We start from the raw sequence: 15,930 nt of genomic DNA on the forward strand, positions 1-15,930 counted from the left end.
GTGGCGCCGGGCGGGTGCGCCCGGCGTTCCAATGTGATGCGTCGTGGGAAGCGCTTCAGGCCGCGCGCTTCTCGGTATCGATCTGCCTCACCTCGCCCTGGGGACGCGCGGCGTCGGTCGCGATGGCGATGCGACGCGGCTTCTTTTCCTCGGGGATCTCGCGCTTGAGCTCGATGGTGAGCAGGCCGTTGACGAGGCTCGCGCCGGTGACCTTCACATGGTCGGCGAGCTCGAAGCGGCGCTCGAAGGCCCGACCGGCGATGCCGCGATGGAGATACTGGCCATCATCGCCCTCATCGCTGGACTTCTGACCCGTCACCACCAGCAGGTTCTGCTCCTGGGTGAGGGTGAGGTCGCCTTCCGTGAAGCCCGCCACCGCCATGGTGATGCGGTAGTCGTCCTCGCCGGATTTGACGATGTCGTAGGGCGGCCAGTTGTCGATCGTCGCGACACGGCTCGCGGTCTCGAGCGTGTTCAGCATGCGGTCGAAGCCGATGCTCGACCGGAACAGGGGAGCAAAGTCGAGAGTGGTTCTCATAGCCACATCCTCCATTGAGCAACATGGGTACAAGACAATCTGATCGCCGGACGCCGAGCGGCGCCCGCGCGACCTGCCGGCCCCAAGGGCCGCCGGCAGCAAGCGATTTAGGAAGGGGTTACGTCAGTGCAAGAGGGGTGAACAACCGCTGATCCAAATTGTCCACGGCAGGTGCAGCGGACGTGGCCACGGCCTATCGAGCCTTCGGGCGACGGGTGGCGCCCCCGCTGCTCCTCGAGCGGCTTACGATCGCCGAACGATCCGCCTCTATGTGCCGGCCGGCAGTTGAGGATCCTTGTCACGGAAGGCGGGTAAGGCGCGCAACGCGAAGACCATCAGTGCTTCCCGCTCGCGCAGGTCATATGATCGTAGCCTTCGATCAGGGCAGCGGCGAGCATGTGGCGCAGGCCTTCGCCGATCCTGACGCGCGTTGCCGCGAGCGTCACCGCTTGGTCGAGGCAGCTTTCGAGCAGCGCTATCGTCTCGGGGTCAAAACCTTCCTGCGAGAATGGCATTCGCGCCTCCTGAGATGCAGCAGCGCAGATTTAGGCGGTGTGGACGGATTTGACCAAGACGAATGCAGCGGCGAGGGCGACGATGGCTGTGAAGTTTCGCTTGGTCTTTTCGCAACGTAGGGCGACCCGCTTGAGGCGCTTGAGCTTGCCGACGGCCTGCTCGATGCGGGCGCGCCCGTGATCTTCCCCCGAAAAAGTGGACGGGGTTAACCCGTCTTATTCATGATGGCCCGCCTGTGGGGCTGGCGGATGTAGCCTAAGCGATTGATGTGGCGTAGGATTCGGTTGTTGAAGCCAACCCTTTCCACCCCATCGAGCCGGCCACACCCGCCATGACCGACGATACGACTCTGCCGTTCTGGTTTCCAGCCATCCGGGGCAAGAAGCTCACCGCCGCGTTCGACGGCGGGCGCCTGTCGTCGAACGGTGGCGTGATGCTGCTCGCCGAGGCAGCGCGACGGATGGGGATCGCCGAGAAGCTTGCGGCGGTGATCCCCGATCGGCGTGATCCGACGCGGGTGGTTCACCCGCTCTCTGAGATCCTGCTCGCCCGCATCCTCGCCATCGCCTGCGGCTACGAAGACGCCGACGATCTCGATGCCTTGCGCACCGACCCCGCCTTCAAGCTCGCCTGCGGGCGGCTGCCGGAGAGCGGAACCGACCTGATGAGCCAGCCGACCGTGTCGCGCTGGGAGAACGCGCCGGGATTGCGCGACCTCGTCAGGCTCGGCCGGGTGATGGTCGACCTCTACTGCGCAAGCTACTCTACGCTGCCCGAGGCGGTCGTGCTCGACATCGACGACACGGTCGACGTGGTTCACGGTCACCAGCAGCTGTCGCTCTTTAATGCCCACTACGACGAGCGCTGCTTCCTGCCGATCCACGTCTACGATACGGCGACCGGCCGTCCGGTGGCGATGATCCTGCGGCCGGGCAAGACGCCCTCCGGCACCGAGGTGCGCGGTCACGTCCGCCGTCTCGTCCGGGCGATCCGCCGCCATTGGCCGACGACCCGCATCACCATCCGCGGCGACGGCCACTATTGCCGGCCGGAGGTGATGGACTGGTGCGAGGCGCACGGCGTCGATTACGTCTTCGGCCTCACTGGCACGAAGGCACTCGCTGCCAAGGTCGAGGGGGTCGCCGACGACATCCGCGTCGAGCGGGCGATCGAGGACAAGGACGCGGTGCGTGGCTTCGCCGAGACCACCCATGCCGCCAAATCCTGGACAAGAGAGCGCCGCGTCTCGGCCCGCATCGAGGCGACGCGGCTCGGTCTCGACATCCGCTACGTCGTCACCAACATCGCGACCGGCACCGCCGAATGGCTCTATGCCGACCTCTATTGCGCCCGCGGCCAGGCCGAGAACCTGATCAAGCTGCACAAGGCCCAACTCGCCTCCGAACGCACCAACTGCCGGGCCGCGACTGCCAACCAGATGCGGCTTGTCCTTCACACCGCCGCCTACTGGCTGATCCTCGCCGTGCGCGACGCCATCCCCAAGGCCCATGCCCTCGCCAAGGCCGAGTTCACGACAATCCGGCTCCGGCTCCTCAAGGTCGCCGCCCGCGTCACCGAGACCGCCAGCCGGGTGCGCGTCGCTTTCGCCAGCGCCTGCCCCGACGCCGTCCTCTTCCGCCACCTGGCAACCTCGATCAGGCCCGCCGTGCCCTGAACCATCGGGCGTCAGGCCCTTGCGAACCCGCTCCGCCCCTCCAACCCGTTCCCCAAGTTCCAGCCCACGCCGCGGTGAAAAACACGCCGCGCACGCCGGTGAATAAGGGCGGTTAAGCCGCTCTGCGTTCCATCTCGGCTGGGCTGATATAGCCGAGGGCCGAGTGCAGGCGGCAGGAATTGTAGAAGCCTGTGAATAAGCGCGGAAATGGGACCCCGGCTAGAGATGGCCTAGCTCCTTCATTCAGCACATAAATTCCGAAAACGACTGGGGTCCCGATCGGCGCTGATCGGGACCCTAGGTGGCATGAGATTCTTGAAGTAAATTCAACGCGTTGAAAGTCATTTGAGGGAGGTCCAATTTTCGCGCTTATTCACATTTCAGGCCAGGTCCCGGCGCCGACGAGCGCACGCGCGCACGATTTCAAGCAGTGAAATCCGTGCGGAAAGTGCTAAAGTGATTGTTAGCTGCCGAAGGCGCTGCGCCGAGCCTGGTCTAAGTGTGCGCCACTTGCATCGGACGAGACACGCGCCCGACCTCGCGAAAGCGGTCATTGCACCCGGTCGGCTCGGAAGGCATTCTGCATGCCATCGAGCATCGTTGCATGATGTTGAAGGATGCGTCTCTCATGGTCACGAAACGCGCTCAGGAGATTTGTGCCGTGCTGGTTCGGTTGGCTGCGCCTGACCTTAGTCCGAAGCAGCTGTTTGATGCGGTGCGACAGGAATTCCCTGACGCCACACGGAAAGAGATCGTCAGGGCAGCGTTCTTGGCAGTCATCACCACGGCGGACGCCGATTGCAATAAAGCCCGAAAACTTCAGAGTTTTGCGTTGGCGGAGCGGCCAGTGGCCGGCACCGAGATATGAAGGATCAGCGATGATCAAGCGGCTCCGACGCCGATGGCAAGTCGGGCGGCGGCCGGGCGCCGATCGGTAGCGATCGTGCCGAGCGAGGTGCCGGTCGCGCCGAACGCCCCGCTCAAGGCCGACGACGTGCTGTTCCGTATTGATCTTGCTCCGAGCGGCGTGTTGCGTTCGTCAGGAGGTGTGGATTGCAGAGGCCTTCGCAGGCAGCGGTATTAAAATCTATCCTTCAAATAAATGAACCGTCTCAATATGCCATTATATATTGATGATAATTTATGCGAGCGGCGCCATGATATATGACGCCGCTCAATTGGTTCACTTTCCAGCGCGCAGCTTCTCGGCCGCGGCTTTGTAGGCCGCGTAGTGGTCGCCTTCATCCGCCGCGATCTGCCGGAACAGTTCCGCGACCTCTTTGTCCCCCACTGCATCCGCCTGCTTGGCGAAATTCACGTACATCTCGGTGTTCTCGTAGTGCTCACCCGCCATGGCGTCGAGCAGGTTGGCCTCGTCGGTCTTGGCGAGGCCAAGGGCATCGGCCTCGCGGGCAAAATGCTCATTGGCTTCCACGTTCGCGCTCTCGTCGAACAGCTTTGCGATCTCAGGATGGCCGCTCTTGCGCGCGTGCTCAGCATACGCCTGGTACTTCAGGTTCGCGAAGGCTTCACCATGCATGGCCGCGTCCAGATTTTTCTGAGTCTGCGGGTTCAGCGTCTCAGCCGCAAAGGCAGGGGCGCCGGCGAGTGAGGCGCCGACGAGCGCACCGGCGACGAGAAGGTTGCGAATGATTGTCATGGATCGGTCTCCCAGGAAATCAAAGTGTCGCCCAGCGGAGCGGCGGCTTCTTCGATAGGCGCGCGACCTGACCAAGTCCTGACGACGACAAGTAGCCGACGGATCAGCCGTTGGTATCATTGTATTCAGTTCGCCTCGCCCTTTCGTCAGGCTTTTGTCAGCAGCGCCCCTTAACAGAAGGCAGCGAGGGAGGCGCGGCCTTGGCCCGTCACCCAGCGTGAGGAGAAGCCAATGTTTCGCGATGTGCTGCTGACCACCGCCGCCGGCCTGTGCCTCCTCTCCTCCGCCGCCCTGGCCAGTCCCACCTGCACCAAGGAGCCACAGGAGAAGTGGCTGAGTGAGGAGACCATGAAGCAGCAGATTGCCGAGATGGGCTTCAAGAATATCAAGGTGTTCAAGAAGACGACGTCAGGATGCTACGAGATCTATGGCTACAACAAGGATGGTAAGAAAGCGGAGGTCTATTTCAACCCGGTGACCGGCGAGATCGTCGAGAATAACGTGGACTGAGTCATGTCCTCGCCATATCAAGCGCCCGCCACCTCTCGCACCGCAGCTGGACCCGGGGGTGCGGGCACGGACACTGTAGCGGTGTGGGATCCACTGGTGCGACTCTTCCACTGGACGGTGGTGCTGGGCATCATTTTGAACAGCTTTGCGCTGGAGGGCGGCAAGAGTGCCCATCGCTATGTCGGGTATGTCGTCGCCGCGGCACTGGTCGTGCGGATCGTGTGGGGTATCATAGGCAGCCGTCACGCCCGTTTCTCTAATTTTGTCACCTCGCCATGGGCCGTCCTGTCCCACCTGCGCGCCGTCGTCGCCCGCCGCGACCGGCGGTATGTGGGGCATAACCCGGCGGGCGGAGCCATGGCGCTGGCGCTCATGTGCCTCATCGCGCTCACCAGCCTCACCGGGTGGATGCAATCCCTCGACACCTTCTGGGGCGTGGAATGGGTGCAGGAGGCGCACGAGATTACAGCCGATCTTATTCTCGCCCTGGCGGCAGTGCACGTGCTCGCGGCTATCACCGAGAGCGTGGCGCACCGGGAAAACCTGCCTCTCGCCATGATTACGGGGTGCAAACGCCGCGCGTCTGGAACGGACATCGACCATGCGGGTCCTGCTTGCCGAGGATAATCCCCGCCTCGCGAGCCTGATCGCGGAAGGTCTGGAAGCGGAGGGCTTCGTGCTCGAGCGCTTCGGCAGCTTGAGTGCCGCGCGCGAGAGCGTGGCCGTCGACCGATACGACCTCTTCCTCATTGATCTCGGCATGCCGGACGGGGACGGGATCGATTTCGTCCGCGCCGTGCGGCGCGCGGGGAACACGACGCCCATCCTTGTGATCACCGCCCGCAACGGCCTTGGCGACCGGGTGGGAGGTCTGGATTCGGGCGCAGACGACTATCTGGTGAAACCCTTCGACATGCCCGAGCTGGCGGCCCGCTGCCGTGCCCTGCTGCGCCGCCCCGGCGCTTGCCTCGGCACGACCTTGAACGTCGAGAACCTCGACTTCGATACCATCGCGCGGGAGGTGCGGATTTCCGGCCAGGTGATCCACGTGCCGCCGCGCGAGTGCGACCTGCTGGAACGCCTGATGCGCCGCGCCGGCCATGTGGTCAGCAAGGCCAGCCTCGAGGACACCATGTATGCCCTTTCCAGCGAGGTCTCGCCCAATGCTTTGGAGGCGGTGGTTTCCCGCCTGCGGCGACGCCTGGTTGCCGAGAAAGCGCGGGTGGTCCTGCATACGGCACACGGCATTGGCTACATGCTCGCACCGGCTGCGCAGGCAGGACAGGTGGAACGGGGTGCCCCGCGATGACGCACGGCCCGGCTTCCGGCACACCCCGCACGCTTTTTTTCCGCCTTTCGGTCCGACTGGCGTTGGTGGGGCTCGTGTTCCTGGTTGTCGAGCTGGCGGCCGTGGTGTGGATGTATGTCCGCAATTCCAACGAGCTTGACCAACTGCTGGTGACCGCCGAGGCAGACCGCATCGCCGGCGACATCCCTCAAATGCAGGCCAATGGTGCCGTACCCGAAGCGCTGCGCCAGCCAACCGCGGCGGGAACGCGGCGCGCATTCCTGATCCATGAGCGCGGCGGCGGCGTTATCGCCCGCTTTAATGACGGCGACCTGAAGATCGCTGACGAGCCGCCCGCCTCATTCCTGGTGATCCGCACCCAGCGGGAAAGCTGGGGGGATCGCTTCCTGCTGAGTGGCACCCGCCGGGTCGCGGTGGGGCAGCATCCGTTCTGGATCACGGTGGCCATCTCCGGCCACGGCTTCCAGCCGTTCGTGCCGGTGATCTTCAATGAAATCCGCTTTCATGTGATCTTTCCACTTCTGCTGCTTTCGTTGATGTTCCTGTTGTTCAACTTCTCCGTGGTGCGATCTACCTTGCGTCCCCTGCAAAGGACCATCACCGCGATCAACGCCATCGATCCCGCCCAGGTGGGGACCCGCATCAAGGCGGAGGCCTCCTCCCGGGAGGTTGCGGCGCTGGTGAGCGCGGTGAATGCCATGCTGGAGCGCATTGAGCGCTCGGTGCGCGCACTGAAGGATTTCGCCGGCGACGCCGCCCATGAGCTGCGTACGCCGCTCGCCGTGATGATGCTCTCCATCGGCAAGCTGCCGGACAGCCCGGAGAAAGCCAAGCTGGAGGTGGACGCCCAGCGCATGAAGCGGCTGGTGAACCAGATGCTCGACATGTCCCATGCCACCGCTCTGGAGCTTGACCCGGACCGGCGCGCCGATCTCGCTGCCATCGCCCGAGAGGCGGTGACGGAGCTCACCCCGCTGGCGATCGCGCGTGGGCACTCCATCTCGTTCATGGACCAGGGCACTGCGGCGGTGCACGGGCATGGCGAAGCCATCGGACGAGCGCTCCGCAATCTGGTGGAAAACGCCCTGACCCACACTCCTGCGGGCGCCCCGGTGGAGGTCACCGTCGGGCCCGGCCCGCAACTCGATGTGCGCGATCACGGGCCGGGCATACCGGAAGATCGCAGGACCGAGGTTCTGCAGCGCTTTCGACGCCTCGACCGGAGCCGGCCCGACGGCGCCGGGCTGGGGCTCGCCATCGTCTCCACCATCATGACACTGCACGGATGTGTCATGCGGATCGAGGATGCTCACGGGGGCGGCGCGCGCATCCGCCTTGTTTTCCGGGAAGGCGGACCAGCGATCCCGACCTGAGTCATGAGGCGTACGTCGCCCTTCAGATCCCGCTCCGAGGCGACCATTGGTCCATTGCGCTCAATAGGCCAATTAGTTTAGAGTAATTCTAAAATTGTGACGACTGATCAAGTCTGGAATGGAACATGGGTGCGCGGGAAATTACGGCGAACTTCGAACGGGCACTGGAGGTCGCTGTGCCGTCGAAAGGATGCAGTGACCCCGTACACACTCAGCAGCCGTTTGACAGCTTGGCGATAGTGCGGATCGTTGTCGCCTTGCTCGGTGCCGCCGCCGTTTGGTTCAAGGTGTACGAACCGTTTGCCTCCGTCAGCGTCGTCGGTCTCGTCGCCTTGGCTTTTGCCTCCTGGCCGATCTTGAGCGAAGCTGTGCGGAATCTGATGGCCCGCCGGATGACCATGGAACTCTCCATGAGCATCGCCATCCTCGCTGCCGCTGCCGTCGCCGAGATCTTCACGGCTCTGGTGGTCACGGTGTTCGTTCTGGTGGCGGAGGAACTGGAGCATCTCACAGTGGCGCGCGGACGCAGCGCCATCGGCGATCTGGTGGACTTCGTGCCCAAGACCGCTCGGGTGCGGCGGGATGGCGGAGTCCTTGTTTTGCCGCTGGAGCAGGTAGTTGCTGACGACCTGGTGCTGGTGATTCCGGGGGAGAAGATCCCGGTGGACGGCGAGGTCGTCGGTGGCCATTCCTACGTGGACCAGTCGCGCATCACCGGTGAATCCATGCCGGCGGAAAAGGCCGAAGGTGCGCCAGCGTTCGCCGGCTCCATCAACCAGATGGGGGTCCTGGAGATCCGCGTCGAGCGGGTGGGGCGCGACACCAGCTATGGCCGCATCATCGATGCCGTCGAGGCGGCCGAACAGACTCGGGCACCGGTGCAGAAGCTGGCCGATCGATTGGCCGGGTATTTGGTCTATGTGGCCTTCGCCGCCGCAATGCTGACATATCTGCTGACGCAGAACATTCGCGACACCATCTCGGTCATCATCGTCGCCGGCGCCTGTGGCATCGCGGCGGGAACCCCGCTGGCCATCCTCGGTGGCATCGGCCGGGCGGCGAAGCTCGGCTCCATCATCAAGGGCGGCATCCATCTGGAGACCCTGGGCCGGATCGATACGGTGGTGCTGGACAAGACCGGCACCCTCACCATGGGCGAGCCCAGGGTCACCGCGCTCGAATGCGCGGAAGGCGGGGATGCGGCCGACCTTCTGCGGCTCGCTGCGGCAGCGGAACTGCGCTCGGAGCATCCGCTCGGTCGGGCCGTGGTGGTGGAGGCAGAGCGGCGGGGGCTCGCGGTGCCCGAGGCCAACGCCTTCCTTTATACGGTGGCCCGTGGCATCTCTGCCGATGTGGAAGGCCGTGCGGTGCTGGTGGGCAACCGCAAACTCTTGTCTGACGCAGGCATCACTGTTCCCGCCCGGACTGAGAATCATGTCGGTTCCGACATCGTGGTGGCGGCGGACGGGCGCTATGTGGGCCAGATCATCGTCGCCGATCCGCTGCGCCCGGAGGCGAGCGCGGCCATGGCCGCGCTGCACGCCATGGGGGTGCGCACGGTGCTGCTCACCGGCGATACCAAGGCGGTTGCCCAGCATGTAGGCCGCAACCTCGGAATTGGCGAAGTGGTCGCCGACATGCTGCCAGAGGACAAGCTGACGCGAGTTCAGGCTTTAGTGGCCGATGGTCGCAGTGTTGCCATGGTGGGCGACGGGGTCAATGATGCCCCCGCGTTGACCGCAGCGAGCCTGGGCATTGCCATGGGTTCAGGCACCGACATTGCCCAGGAAAGCGCTGACATCGTACTGATTGGCAACGATCTGTTCAAACTGGTCGAAACGCTGCGGATCGCCCGCAAGACCCGCGCCATCATCTGGCAGAACTTCTCCGGCACCCTGATGGTGGACGCCGTGGGCATCGGCCTCGCCGCCTTCGGCTATCTCAACCCGCTGCTGGCTGCGGTCATCCATGTGGGTTCGGAGCTGGCCTTCCTAATGAACTCTGCACGGCTCCTGGCCCCGGAGGGTGCAAAGGCACCTGCCAATTCAATTCACGCGCCAGTACATGACTCCCCCCAGAAGGCATGACAATGCATCCTCTTCATCGCGAAAATCACCTGATTGAGCGTATCGGCTGGCTGCGGGCTGCTGTCCTTGGAGCCAACGACGGGGCCGGCGACTATCAGGGCGATCTGTTCGGCAATGACTGCGAGGGGATGTGCGGTGTCTGACCCCCGGAACATGGACGTGCGTTTCATCGCGATCACCCGCGCCGAACTGAACGACTGCCTTGTCCGCTGAGGACATCGCATGGGCGAGGTCCGCCGGCCGAACTCCGGTTGGTCGCACGGCCTCGTCCGTGACGGCACGCTTGTCGGGGTGACGGCGACCGACCGCCTCATTCGCGAAACCGTCGCCGGCTTCTCGCGGAACGATGCGGTCGAGCTCTCCCGGCTCTGCGCCGCCGGGCCGGATCTCTCCCGCCTCGTCCTGCGCCCCTGAGCGCCATGACCGTACCCGGCCGACCGGCGCGACGGCGACGGTCGATCGGCAGGCGCTGATCCACCTCCTCATGGACCACGCGCGCATGCCCGAGGCGCTTCGCAACCGGGGCGAGGTGGAGATCAAGGAACCCGACAGCTGACGCGCCATATCAATCACCAGCACAAGGCGCGCATGCCCATGCATGCGGATCCACGGACAGGTGCGAAGGCACCCTGTCGCGCCTCCTATCTGGGTTTCCTCCGGGAGGCCTGCTTCGCATCGGCGAGAAGATCATCCCACCCATCTGGAGGATTGCCGTCGTTCAAGCGGCGCAGGAAGACCGCATAGGGATCGCTCCGTGAGCCTGCCTTGCGAAGCGTGTTCTCGTCGTTCACCCAAGCGTAGATGATGATGCGGCTGGCGCTGTCGAACCGGAAGAACAGGCGAAACCTCTGCAGGAATTTCGCCCGGCGCCAGTGGCGATGTGACGGGCCGAGCGTGTTCCCGAGCTGATAGGTCGCTGCATTGGGATCGCGGGGAATCTCATCGAGGATGAGATTGAGAATCCGCGCCAGCAGCTTCGCCTTGGGATGACTGGAGGCATCGTCCGGCCGCTCGGCCGCCAGACGCACCAACTCCGCCTCAAGGCCGTCCAGGGCTTCCGAAAACGCCCGCGCCCGCAAAAGCTTCCAGCCATGCCGCTCGGCAAAGGCGTCGCCGATCGATGTCACAGGGTCATGTCGTCCGGGATCACATCGTCGTCGGACACCTCGACGTCGCCGGTGAGGGCCTGCAGACGGGTGATGTCGGCCTCGGTGAAGGGGCGCAGGCCCTCCGGATGCTCGCCCATGTCGCGCTCGAGAAAGGAGAGATAGGCGGCAACGACCGGATCGCGTTCCACACCGTCGCGCGTCTCTTCCTCCCCATTGGGGTCGAGCGTCACCAGGAGGCTGCCGGGCCCGATGACCTGGGCGCGGATCTTCGCCCGCTGACGAAACTCCGGATGCGCCTTGAAGAGCGCCTTGTCGAGCCGCAGCGCTTCCGAGCGGCCCGTCGTCGTGATCGATCCCTTATACTCCGGCTGCGACATGGTCGGTCTCCTCGATTGATACGTGAAATAGTACGTGTAGCGCTCGCGTGCAAGCGCCGCGTCCGGAAGGCGGCCGCCGGCTGCGCGGCGCGTCGGCGAGAGGCAGAGGAGGGCGGGGGACTCCGCGACGGGTGAGGAGGTTCGGAGAGAGGCTCCGGGCCGCCCCGTCATGGAGAACCCACATGGCGAAGGCCCCACAGAAGATCGCGTTGAGCGAGGCCGAGAACATCCCTTATGACAAGCTCGTTCTGAGCCAGAGCAACGTGCGGCAGGTGAAGAACGGGGTGTCGATCGAGCAGTTCGCCGAGGACATCGCGCGCCGGGGACTACTGCAGAGCCTCAATGTCCGGCCCGAGCGCACGGCGGACGGCGAGGAGACCGGCCGGTTCGAGGTCCCTGCCGGCGGTCGGCGCCCGCTCGCGCTCGGCCTTCTCGTCGCGCAGAAGCGCATGATGAAGACCGCGCCGGCGCCCTGCATCGTCAAGCGCACCAGCGACACCTCCGCCGAGGAGGATTCCCTGGTCGAGAACCTCCGGTGCGAGGACCTGCACCCGCTCGATCAGTTCCGTGCCTTCAAGATCCTGCACGACCAGGGGCTCGACGAGGAGGAGATCGCCGCCCGCTTCTTCCTGACCCCCGTGACGGTGAAGCAGCGCCTGAAGCTCGCCACGGTGTCGCCGAAGCTGCTCGATCTCTATGAGAAGGGGCGAGCTCAAGCTTGACCAGGTCATGGCCTTTTCGATCACGAGCGACCATGCCCGTCAGGAAGGGTCTGGGAGACGGTCTCGCGCTCCCATGTCCGTGAGCCCTATTACATCCGCCGGCTGCTCACCGACACGGCGGTCCGGGCCGACGACCGCCGCGCGCCGTCTATGTCGGCGCCAAAGCCTATGAGGAGGCCGGCGGCGTCATCCTGCGCGATCTGTTCCAGCAGGATGGCGGCGGCTGGTTCCAGGATCCGGCGCTGCTCGAAAAGCTCGTGCTCGCGAAGCTGAAGACCGATGCCGAATCCCTGAAGGGCGAGGGCTGGAAGTGGGTGGAGGCGGCCATCGACTTTCCCCTATGGCCACGCCTCCGGCCTGCGCCGCGTCTATGGCGAGCCCGCCGAGATGACGCGGGAGGAGCTGGCCAAGCATGATGCATTGAAGGCCGAATACGACAAACTCGATGCCGAATATGCGGAGGCTCCGGACTACGACGAGGAGATCGAGCAGCTCGGCGCCGAGCTCGATGCCCTGAACGACCGCACGGACGTCCATGATCCCGCCGAGGTGGCGCGCGTCGGCGCCTTCGTCATGCTCAACGCCAATGGCGGGCTTCGCATCGAACGCGGCTTCATCCGGCCGGAGGACGAGCCGCAGCCGGACCTCGGGGACGGAGAGGCCGGCAGCGATGCGGACGGCCGGGTCGAGGTCAACGGCCTCCGCCCCACTGGCGTCGTCGTCAACGGCGCGCCGCAGCCGACCGAGGGGAGCGATGACGAGGACGAGACGATCCGGCCGCTCCCGGACCGGCTCGTGACCGACCTGACGGCACAGCGTGAGAGCCGCGAGGCCGCCGAACTTTGGCTGGCGAAGAATCCGCACGCCCGTATCTACCGCCACCCCGATCACCCAGGTCATCGCGCCGATGATCGGCCCTTTCGCCTCTGCCCGGAAGCTCCCGCTCCGCGTCGCCTGCCTTGGCGAAATGGAATATCCGCAGGACGATCCCGTCTACAGGACCTACAGCGTCCCGGACACGCTCAAGCTGGCGGAATGCACCTCGCTTGCCGAGGCCATCGCCTGTGTCGAACAACTGGCATCATTGGAGGATATCCCCACCGGCGACGATGACGCCGTCGGCTTCACGCCCCGCCTCTTTTTCATCCGCGATGGCGAGGGGTGCCTGAGCCTCGCGGGCGAGCCGTGGCATCGCGGTGTCAAATGGTGCGATCCCGTCGCTTCCGACGGCGAGGCCCGGCTTGTCGTCGATGCGGCCAGTAAGCTTCGGGGCGAAGCGTCCATCGAGGCTGGTTAAAACGATTAGAGCACCGCGCACGCTTCACTTCAAGGCCAGCGTGCTCGAGGGCCGGCTCGTTCATGCCGACTGGCGTCAGACGGTCCGAGCCGTGCTGCTTCAGACCGCCTGAGGCGCCCACCAAGCGTTCGTCGATTGCGCCGCGAAACGGACACTCCAAGGGGTAGCTATGGGTCAGCAACGCTCAAACAGCGTTTGCGACCACAGGAGGAGACTCAATGATTTCGCGGCCCTATGGGAGTAGCGAGCATCGCTTCCTGCCCTCTTCGATCTGCAGCGCTCGAATCCCTGCGGCCCGATCAATCGTCCTCATCCCGGCCGGGGACCCGCTCAAGACGTGCGGGGTCGAACTTCGCCTTCAGGCGCGCGCCCTGCGCGTTGGTGGCGCGGACCTTGTAGCAACCGTCGTCCGACCGGATGGAGAGCACCGTCCAGCCTTCGGCCTCCAGCTTCTTCTGCAGCGCCTCGCGCGGCTGCCAGTCGGCGAGCGGCACGTTGCAGTCGCGATCCGCCGCGGCCGGCGTCGCGGCAAGGCTGGCCGCCAAGAGGCTGGCGTAGAAAAGTTGAAATGCGAACCCTGGGCGTCTCACCGCGCATCCTCCTTCCGCCCCGGCGCCCATGAACAGCACGCCAAGCTGACGCCCAGCTGAACGCCCGGACGCATTCCCTCGCCCCTTCCACCTCCGGCCGCGCTAGATTGCCATGCGGCGCACCGAGGTGACAGATGCGTATCTTGCTGATCGAAGACGATCCCGTCCTGGGCGTGGCCGTGCGCGACCAGATCGTCGCGGACGGGCACGGCACCGACTGGGTGACACGCCTCAGCGAGGCCGCCGACGCCGTCCATGCCGCGGCCTTCGACCTGATCCTCCTCGACCTGATGCTCCCCGACGGGCGCGGCTCCGATTTCCTCAGGACCCTGCGCAGCGCGGGCGCAGCGACGCCGGTCATGGTGCTCACGGCGCGCGACCAGATTTCCGACCGCATCGCCGCCCTCGATGCCGGCGCCGACGACTATCTGGTGAAGCCCTTCGACCTGTGCGAGCTGTCGGCGCGCATCCGCGCGGTGGGCCGGCGCTATGCGGGCAATCCCAACCCGCTGGTCACGCTCGGCAATATCGAGGTGGACCTCGCCGCCCGCTCGGTGCGGCGCGCCGGGCAGGCGGTCGCCCTCACGGCGCGGGAATGGGCGCTGTTCGAGGCCTTTGTCCAGCGGCCGCACCAGTTCATGTCCAAGCCGCAACTGGAGGAGCGGCTTTATTCCTTCGATACTGAGGTGGAGAGCAACGCCATCGAGGTCTATGTGGCCCGTCTGCGCAAGAAGCTCGGCGCCGACGTGATCGAGACCGTACGCGGCATGGGCTATCGCCTCGGCACACCCGGAGGCGGTGCATGAGCGGACCGCGGCGGTGGAGCCTGAGCCGGCGCCTCGGCCTGTGGCTCGCCTTGTCGGTCGCGGCTCTGTGGCTTGCCGCGGCCACCGTGGCGGGGCTGGTGCTGCGGCAAGAGATCGACGAGGTGTTCGACAGCGCTCTGCAGGAGGTGGCCCAGAGGGTGCTGCCGCTCGCTTATTCTGAACTGCTCTCCCGCGAGGACGGCGCCGGCGCCCAACACATGGCGCCGGTTGGCCCGCACCGGGAATACATTACCTATGTGGTGCGCGATGCCGAAGGCCGCGTGCTGCTCCAATCCAGCGATGCGGAGCAGATGGCGATCCCCGCGGGCCTCGCCCCCGGCTTTCACACCACGGCGCGCCTGCGCACCTATACCGAAGCCGCGGTCCGGGGCACCATCGTCGTCACGGCAGCCGAGGAGCTCAGCCATCGCGCCGCCGCGGTGCAGCGGGCGGTGATGGCGCTGATCTGGCCGCTCATCGCCCTCGTGCCCATCGCGCTCGCCGGTGTCTGGCTCACGCTCCGCCTCACTCTCAAGCCGGTGCTCGCCTTTCGCTATGCCATCGCGGAACGCGGGCGCGGCAACCTTGCGCCGGTGCCAGAGCAGGGACTGCCCGAGGAGATGGCGCCGGTCGCCGGCGCGGTGAACGCGCTGCTGGAACGGCTGCGTGGCGCGCTAGAGGCGGAGCGCGGCTTTGCCGCCAACAGCGCCCATGAGCTGCGCACGCCCATCGCGGCCGCCCTGGCCCAGACCCAGCGCCTCATGGCTGAGCTGCCCGAGGGACCGGAGCAGGAGCGGGCGCGGACGATTGCGGGCGCGCTGCGGCGTCTCTCGCGCGTGTCCGAGAAATTGTTGCAGCTCGCCAAGGCCGAAGGCGCCGGCCTCCTCGCCGAGGCGCCGGCCCCGCTCGCGCCGGTACTGCACCATGTCATTGCGGACCTCGATCGCCAGAGCGCCCGCGCCGCCGACATCGAAATGACCATCGCGGCGGACGGCGGCCTCGTCAGCGATCTCGACCCCGACGCCTTCGCCGTGCTCGCGCGCAACCTCATCGAGAACGCGCTGAAACACGGCACGCCGGACACCCCCATTCATGTCTGCCTCGCCGCAGACCGGCTCGAAGTCTCCAACCACGGTCCCGTGGTGCCCGCCGACCGCCTCGCCCTGCTGCTGCGCCCGTTCGAGCGAGGGCCGACCGGGGCGGACGGCTCCGGCCTCGGGCTCGCCATCGCCGCCGCCATCTGCCGCGGCGCGGGGCTCACTCTGGAGATCGCCTCGCCGATCCCGGGCGGTGCGGATGGCTTCAGCGCCGTGGTGCGCTTTCCTGGGCAAGCGCGATCCTGACGGGAAGCTGAACGCGAT

General features: G+C 65.6%; 17 protein-coding genes and 2 pseudogenes. 12 read left to right on the plus strand and 7 right to left on the minus strand.

What is annotated here, in order from left to right:
* Window positions 1–55: 55 nt before the first annotated feature.
* Together ABLE93_RS22025 and ABLE93_RS22030 are read right to left on the minus strand one after the other, a co-directional pair.
* Window positions 56–538 (minus strand): Hsp20 family protein, encoded by a 483-nt coding sequence (locus ABLE93_RS22025; RefSeq protein WP_348841932.1) that lies wholly within the window; start codon window positions 536–538, stop codon window positions 56–58.
* 335 nt (window positions 539–873) lie between these two features.
* Window positions 874–1,053, minus strand: a complete 180-nt coding sequence (locus ABLE93_RS22030) for a hypothetical protein (protein WP_348841933.1) — start codon at window positions 1,051–1,053, stop codon at window positions 874–876.
* Between the two features lie 332 nt (window positions 1,054–1,385).
* Between ABLE93_RS22030 and ABLE93_RS22035 the strand changes: the two genes are divergently transcribed.
* Together ABLE93_RS22035 and ABLE93_RS22040 are read left to right on the plus strand one after the other, a co-directional pair.
* The gene (locus tag ABLE93_RS22035; RefSeq protein ID WP_348841934.1) at window positions 1,386–2,729 is read left to right on the plus strand and encodes an IS1380 family transposase; all 1,344 of its coding nucleotides are present in this window, start codon (window positions 1,386–1,388) and stop codon (window positions 2,727–2,729) included.
* A 628-nt stretch (window positions 2,730–3,357) separates the two neighbouring features.
* Window positions 3,358–3,597, plus strand: a complete 240-nt coding sequence (locus ABLE93_RS22040) for a hypothetical protein (RefSeq protein WP_041578165.1) — start codon at window positions 3,358–3,360, stop codon at window positions 3,595–3,597.
* Window positions 3,598–3,912: 315 nt separating this feature from the next.
* Here the strand turns inward: ABLE93_RS22040 and ABLE93_RS22045 are convergent, their stop codons facing one another.
* Window positions 3,913–4,389: a rubrerythrin family protein gene (locus ABLE93_RS22045; protein ID WP_348841935.1), complete on the minus strand. Its 477-nt coding sequence runs from the start codon at window positions 4,387–4,389 to the stop codon at window positions 3,913–3,915.
* Window positions 4,390–4,620: 231 nt separating this feature from the next.
* Here ABLE93_RS22045 and ABLE93_RS22050 point away from each other — a divergent pair, with 231 nt between their 5' ends.
* The 7 genes and pseudogenes from ABLE93_RS22050 (at window position 4,621) to ABLE93_RS22080 (ending at window position 10,082) form a co-directional block, all read left to right on the plus strand.
* Window positions 4,621–4,899 (plus strand): PepSY domain-containing protein, encoded by a 279-nt coding sequence (locus ABLE93_RS22050; RefSeq protein ID WP_348841936.1) that lies wholly within the window; start codon window positions 4,621–4,623, stop codon window positions 4,897–4,899.
* Between the two features lie 3 nt (window positions 4,900–4,902).
* Window positions 4,903–5,526: a cytochrome b/b6 domain-containing protein gene (locus tag ABLE93_RS22055; protein ID WP_348841937.1), complete on the plus strand. Its 624-nt coding sequence runs from the start codon at window positions 4,903–4,905 to the stop codon at window positions 5,524–5,526.
* On the plus strand, window positions 5,501–6,208 hold the full coding sequence (locus ABLE93_RS22060; RefSeq protein ID WP_348841938.1) for a response regulator transcription factor: 708 nt from the start codon (window positions 5,501–5,503) through the stop codon (window positions 6,206–6,208). The genes ABLE93_RS22055 and ABLE93_RS22060 overlap by 26 nt, the downstream gene beginning before the upstream one ends.
* Window positions 6,209–6,282: 74 nt before the next feature.
* Window positions 6,283–7,581 (plus strand): sensor histidine kinase, encoded by a 1,299-nt coding sequence (locus tag ABLE93_RS22065; RefSeq protein WP_348841939.1) that lies wholly within the window; start codon window positions 6,283–6,285, stop codon window positions 7,579–7,581.
* Window positions 7,582–7,706: 125 nt separating this feature from the next.
* On the plus strand, window positions 7,707–9,668 hold the full coding sequence (locus tag ABLE93_RS22070) for a heavy metal translocating P-type ATPase (RefSeq protein ID WP_348841940.1): 1,962 nt from the start codon (window positions 7,707–7,709) through the stop codon (window positions 9,666–9,668).
* A 2-nt stretch (window positions 9,669–9,670) separates the two neighbouring features.
* Window positions 9,671–9,751 (plus strand): annotated as a pseudogene (locus tag ABLE93_RS22075) (VIT1/CCC1 transporter family protein); the annotation flags it as partial.
* A 139-nt stretch (window positions 9,752–9,890) separates the two neighbouring features.
* Window positions 9,891–10,082: a hypothetical protein gene (locus ABLE93_RS22080; RefSeq protein WP_348841941.1), complete on the plus strand. Its 192-nt coding sequence runs from the start codon at window positions 9,891–9,893 to the stop codon at window positions 10,080–10,082.
* A gap of 227 nt (window positions 10,083–10,309) precedes the next feature.
* On the opposite strand, the gene ABLE93_RS22085 is transcribed toward ABLE93_RS22080, so the two are convergent.
* Both ABLE93_RS22085 and ABLE93_RS22090 read right to left on the minus strand, forming a co-directional pair.
* Window positions 10,310–10,795, minus strand: a complete 486-nt coding sequence (locus tag ABLE93_RS22085; RefSeq protein ID WP_445328784.1) for a type II toxin-antitoxin system YhaV family toxin — start codon at window positions 10,793–10,795, stop codon at window positions 10,310–10,312.
* Entirely contained in the window at window positions 10,792–11,154 is a 363-nt protein-coding gene (locus ABLE93_RS22090; protein ID WP_348841942.1) for a type II toxin-antitoxin system PrlF family antitoxin, read from the minus strand. Before ABLE93_RS22090 ends, ABLE93_RS22085 begins: the two co-directional genes overlap by 4 nt.
* Before the next feature lie 182 nt (window positions 11,155–11,336).
* On the opposite strand from ABLE93_RS22090, the pseudogene ABLE93_RS22095 reads away from it, so the two are divergent.
* A pseudogene (locus tag ABLE93_RS22095) lies at window positions 11,337–12,695 on the plus strand (ParB/RepB/Spo0J family partition protein); the annotation flags it as partial.
* Between the two features lie 262 nt (window positions 12,696–12,957).
* On the opposite strand, the gene ABLE93_RS22100 reads toward ABLE93_RS22095, so the two are convergent.
* Together ABLE93_RS22100 and ABLE93_RS22105 are read right to left on the minus strand one after the other, a co-directional pair.
* Window positions 12,958–13,194, minus strand: a complete 237-nt coding sequence (locus tag ABLE93_RS22100) for a hypothetical protein (RefSeq protein WP_348841943.1) — start codon at window positions 13,192–13,194, stop codon at window positions 12,958–12,960.
* Window positions 13,195–13,472: 278 nt separating this feature from the next.
* Entirely contained in the window at window positions 13,473–13,763 is a 291-nt protein-coding gene (locus ABLE93_RS22105; RefSeq protein WP_348841944.1) for a PepSY domain-containing protein, read from the minus strand.
* Between the two features lie 134 nt (window positions 13,764–13,897).
* On the opposite strand from ABLE93_RS22105, the gene ABLE93_RS22110 reads away from it, so the two are divergent.
* Together ABLE93_RS22110 and ABLE93_RS22115 are read left to right on the plus strand one after the other, a co-directional pair.
* On the plus strand, window positions 13,898–14,569 hold the full coding sequence (locus tag ABLE93_RS22110) for a response regulator transcription factor (RefSeq protein ID WP_348841945.1): 672 nt from the start codon (window positions 13,898–13,900) through the stop codon (window positions 14,567–14,569).
* On the plus strand, window positions 14,566–15,912 hold the full coding sequence (locus ABLE93_RS22115) for a sensor histidine kinase (protein ID WP_348841946.1): 1,347 nt from the start codon (window positions 14,566–14,568) through the stop codon (window positions 15,910–15,912). The genes ABLE93_RS22110 and ABLE93_RS22115 overlap by 4 nt, the downstream gene beginning before the upstream one ends.
* The last annotated feature ends 18 nt before the right edge of the window (window positions 15,913–15,930 follow it).

The sequence above is a fragment of the Xanthobacter pollutisoli genome, assembly GCF_040044995.1.
In the GTDB taxonomy this organism is placed as follows: domain Bacteria; phylum Pseudomonadota; class Alphaproteobacteria; order Rhizobiales; family Xanthobacteraceae; genus Xanthobacter.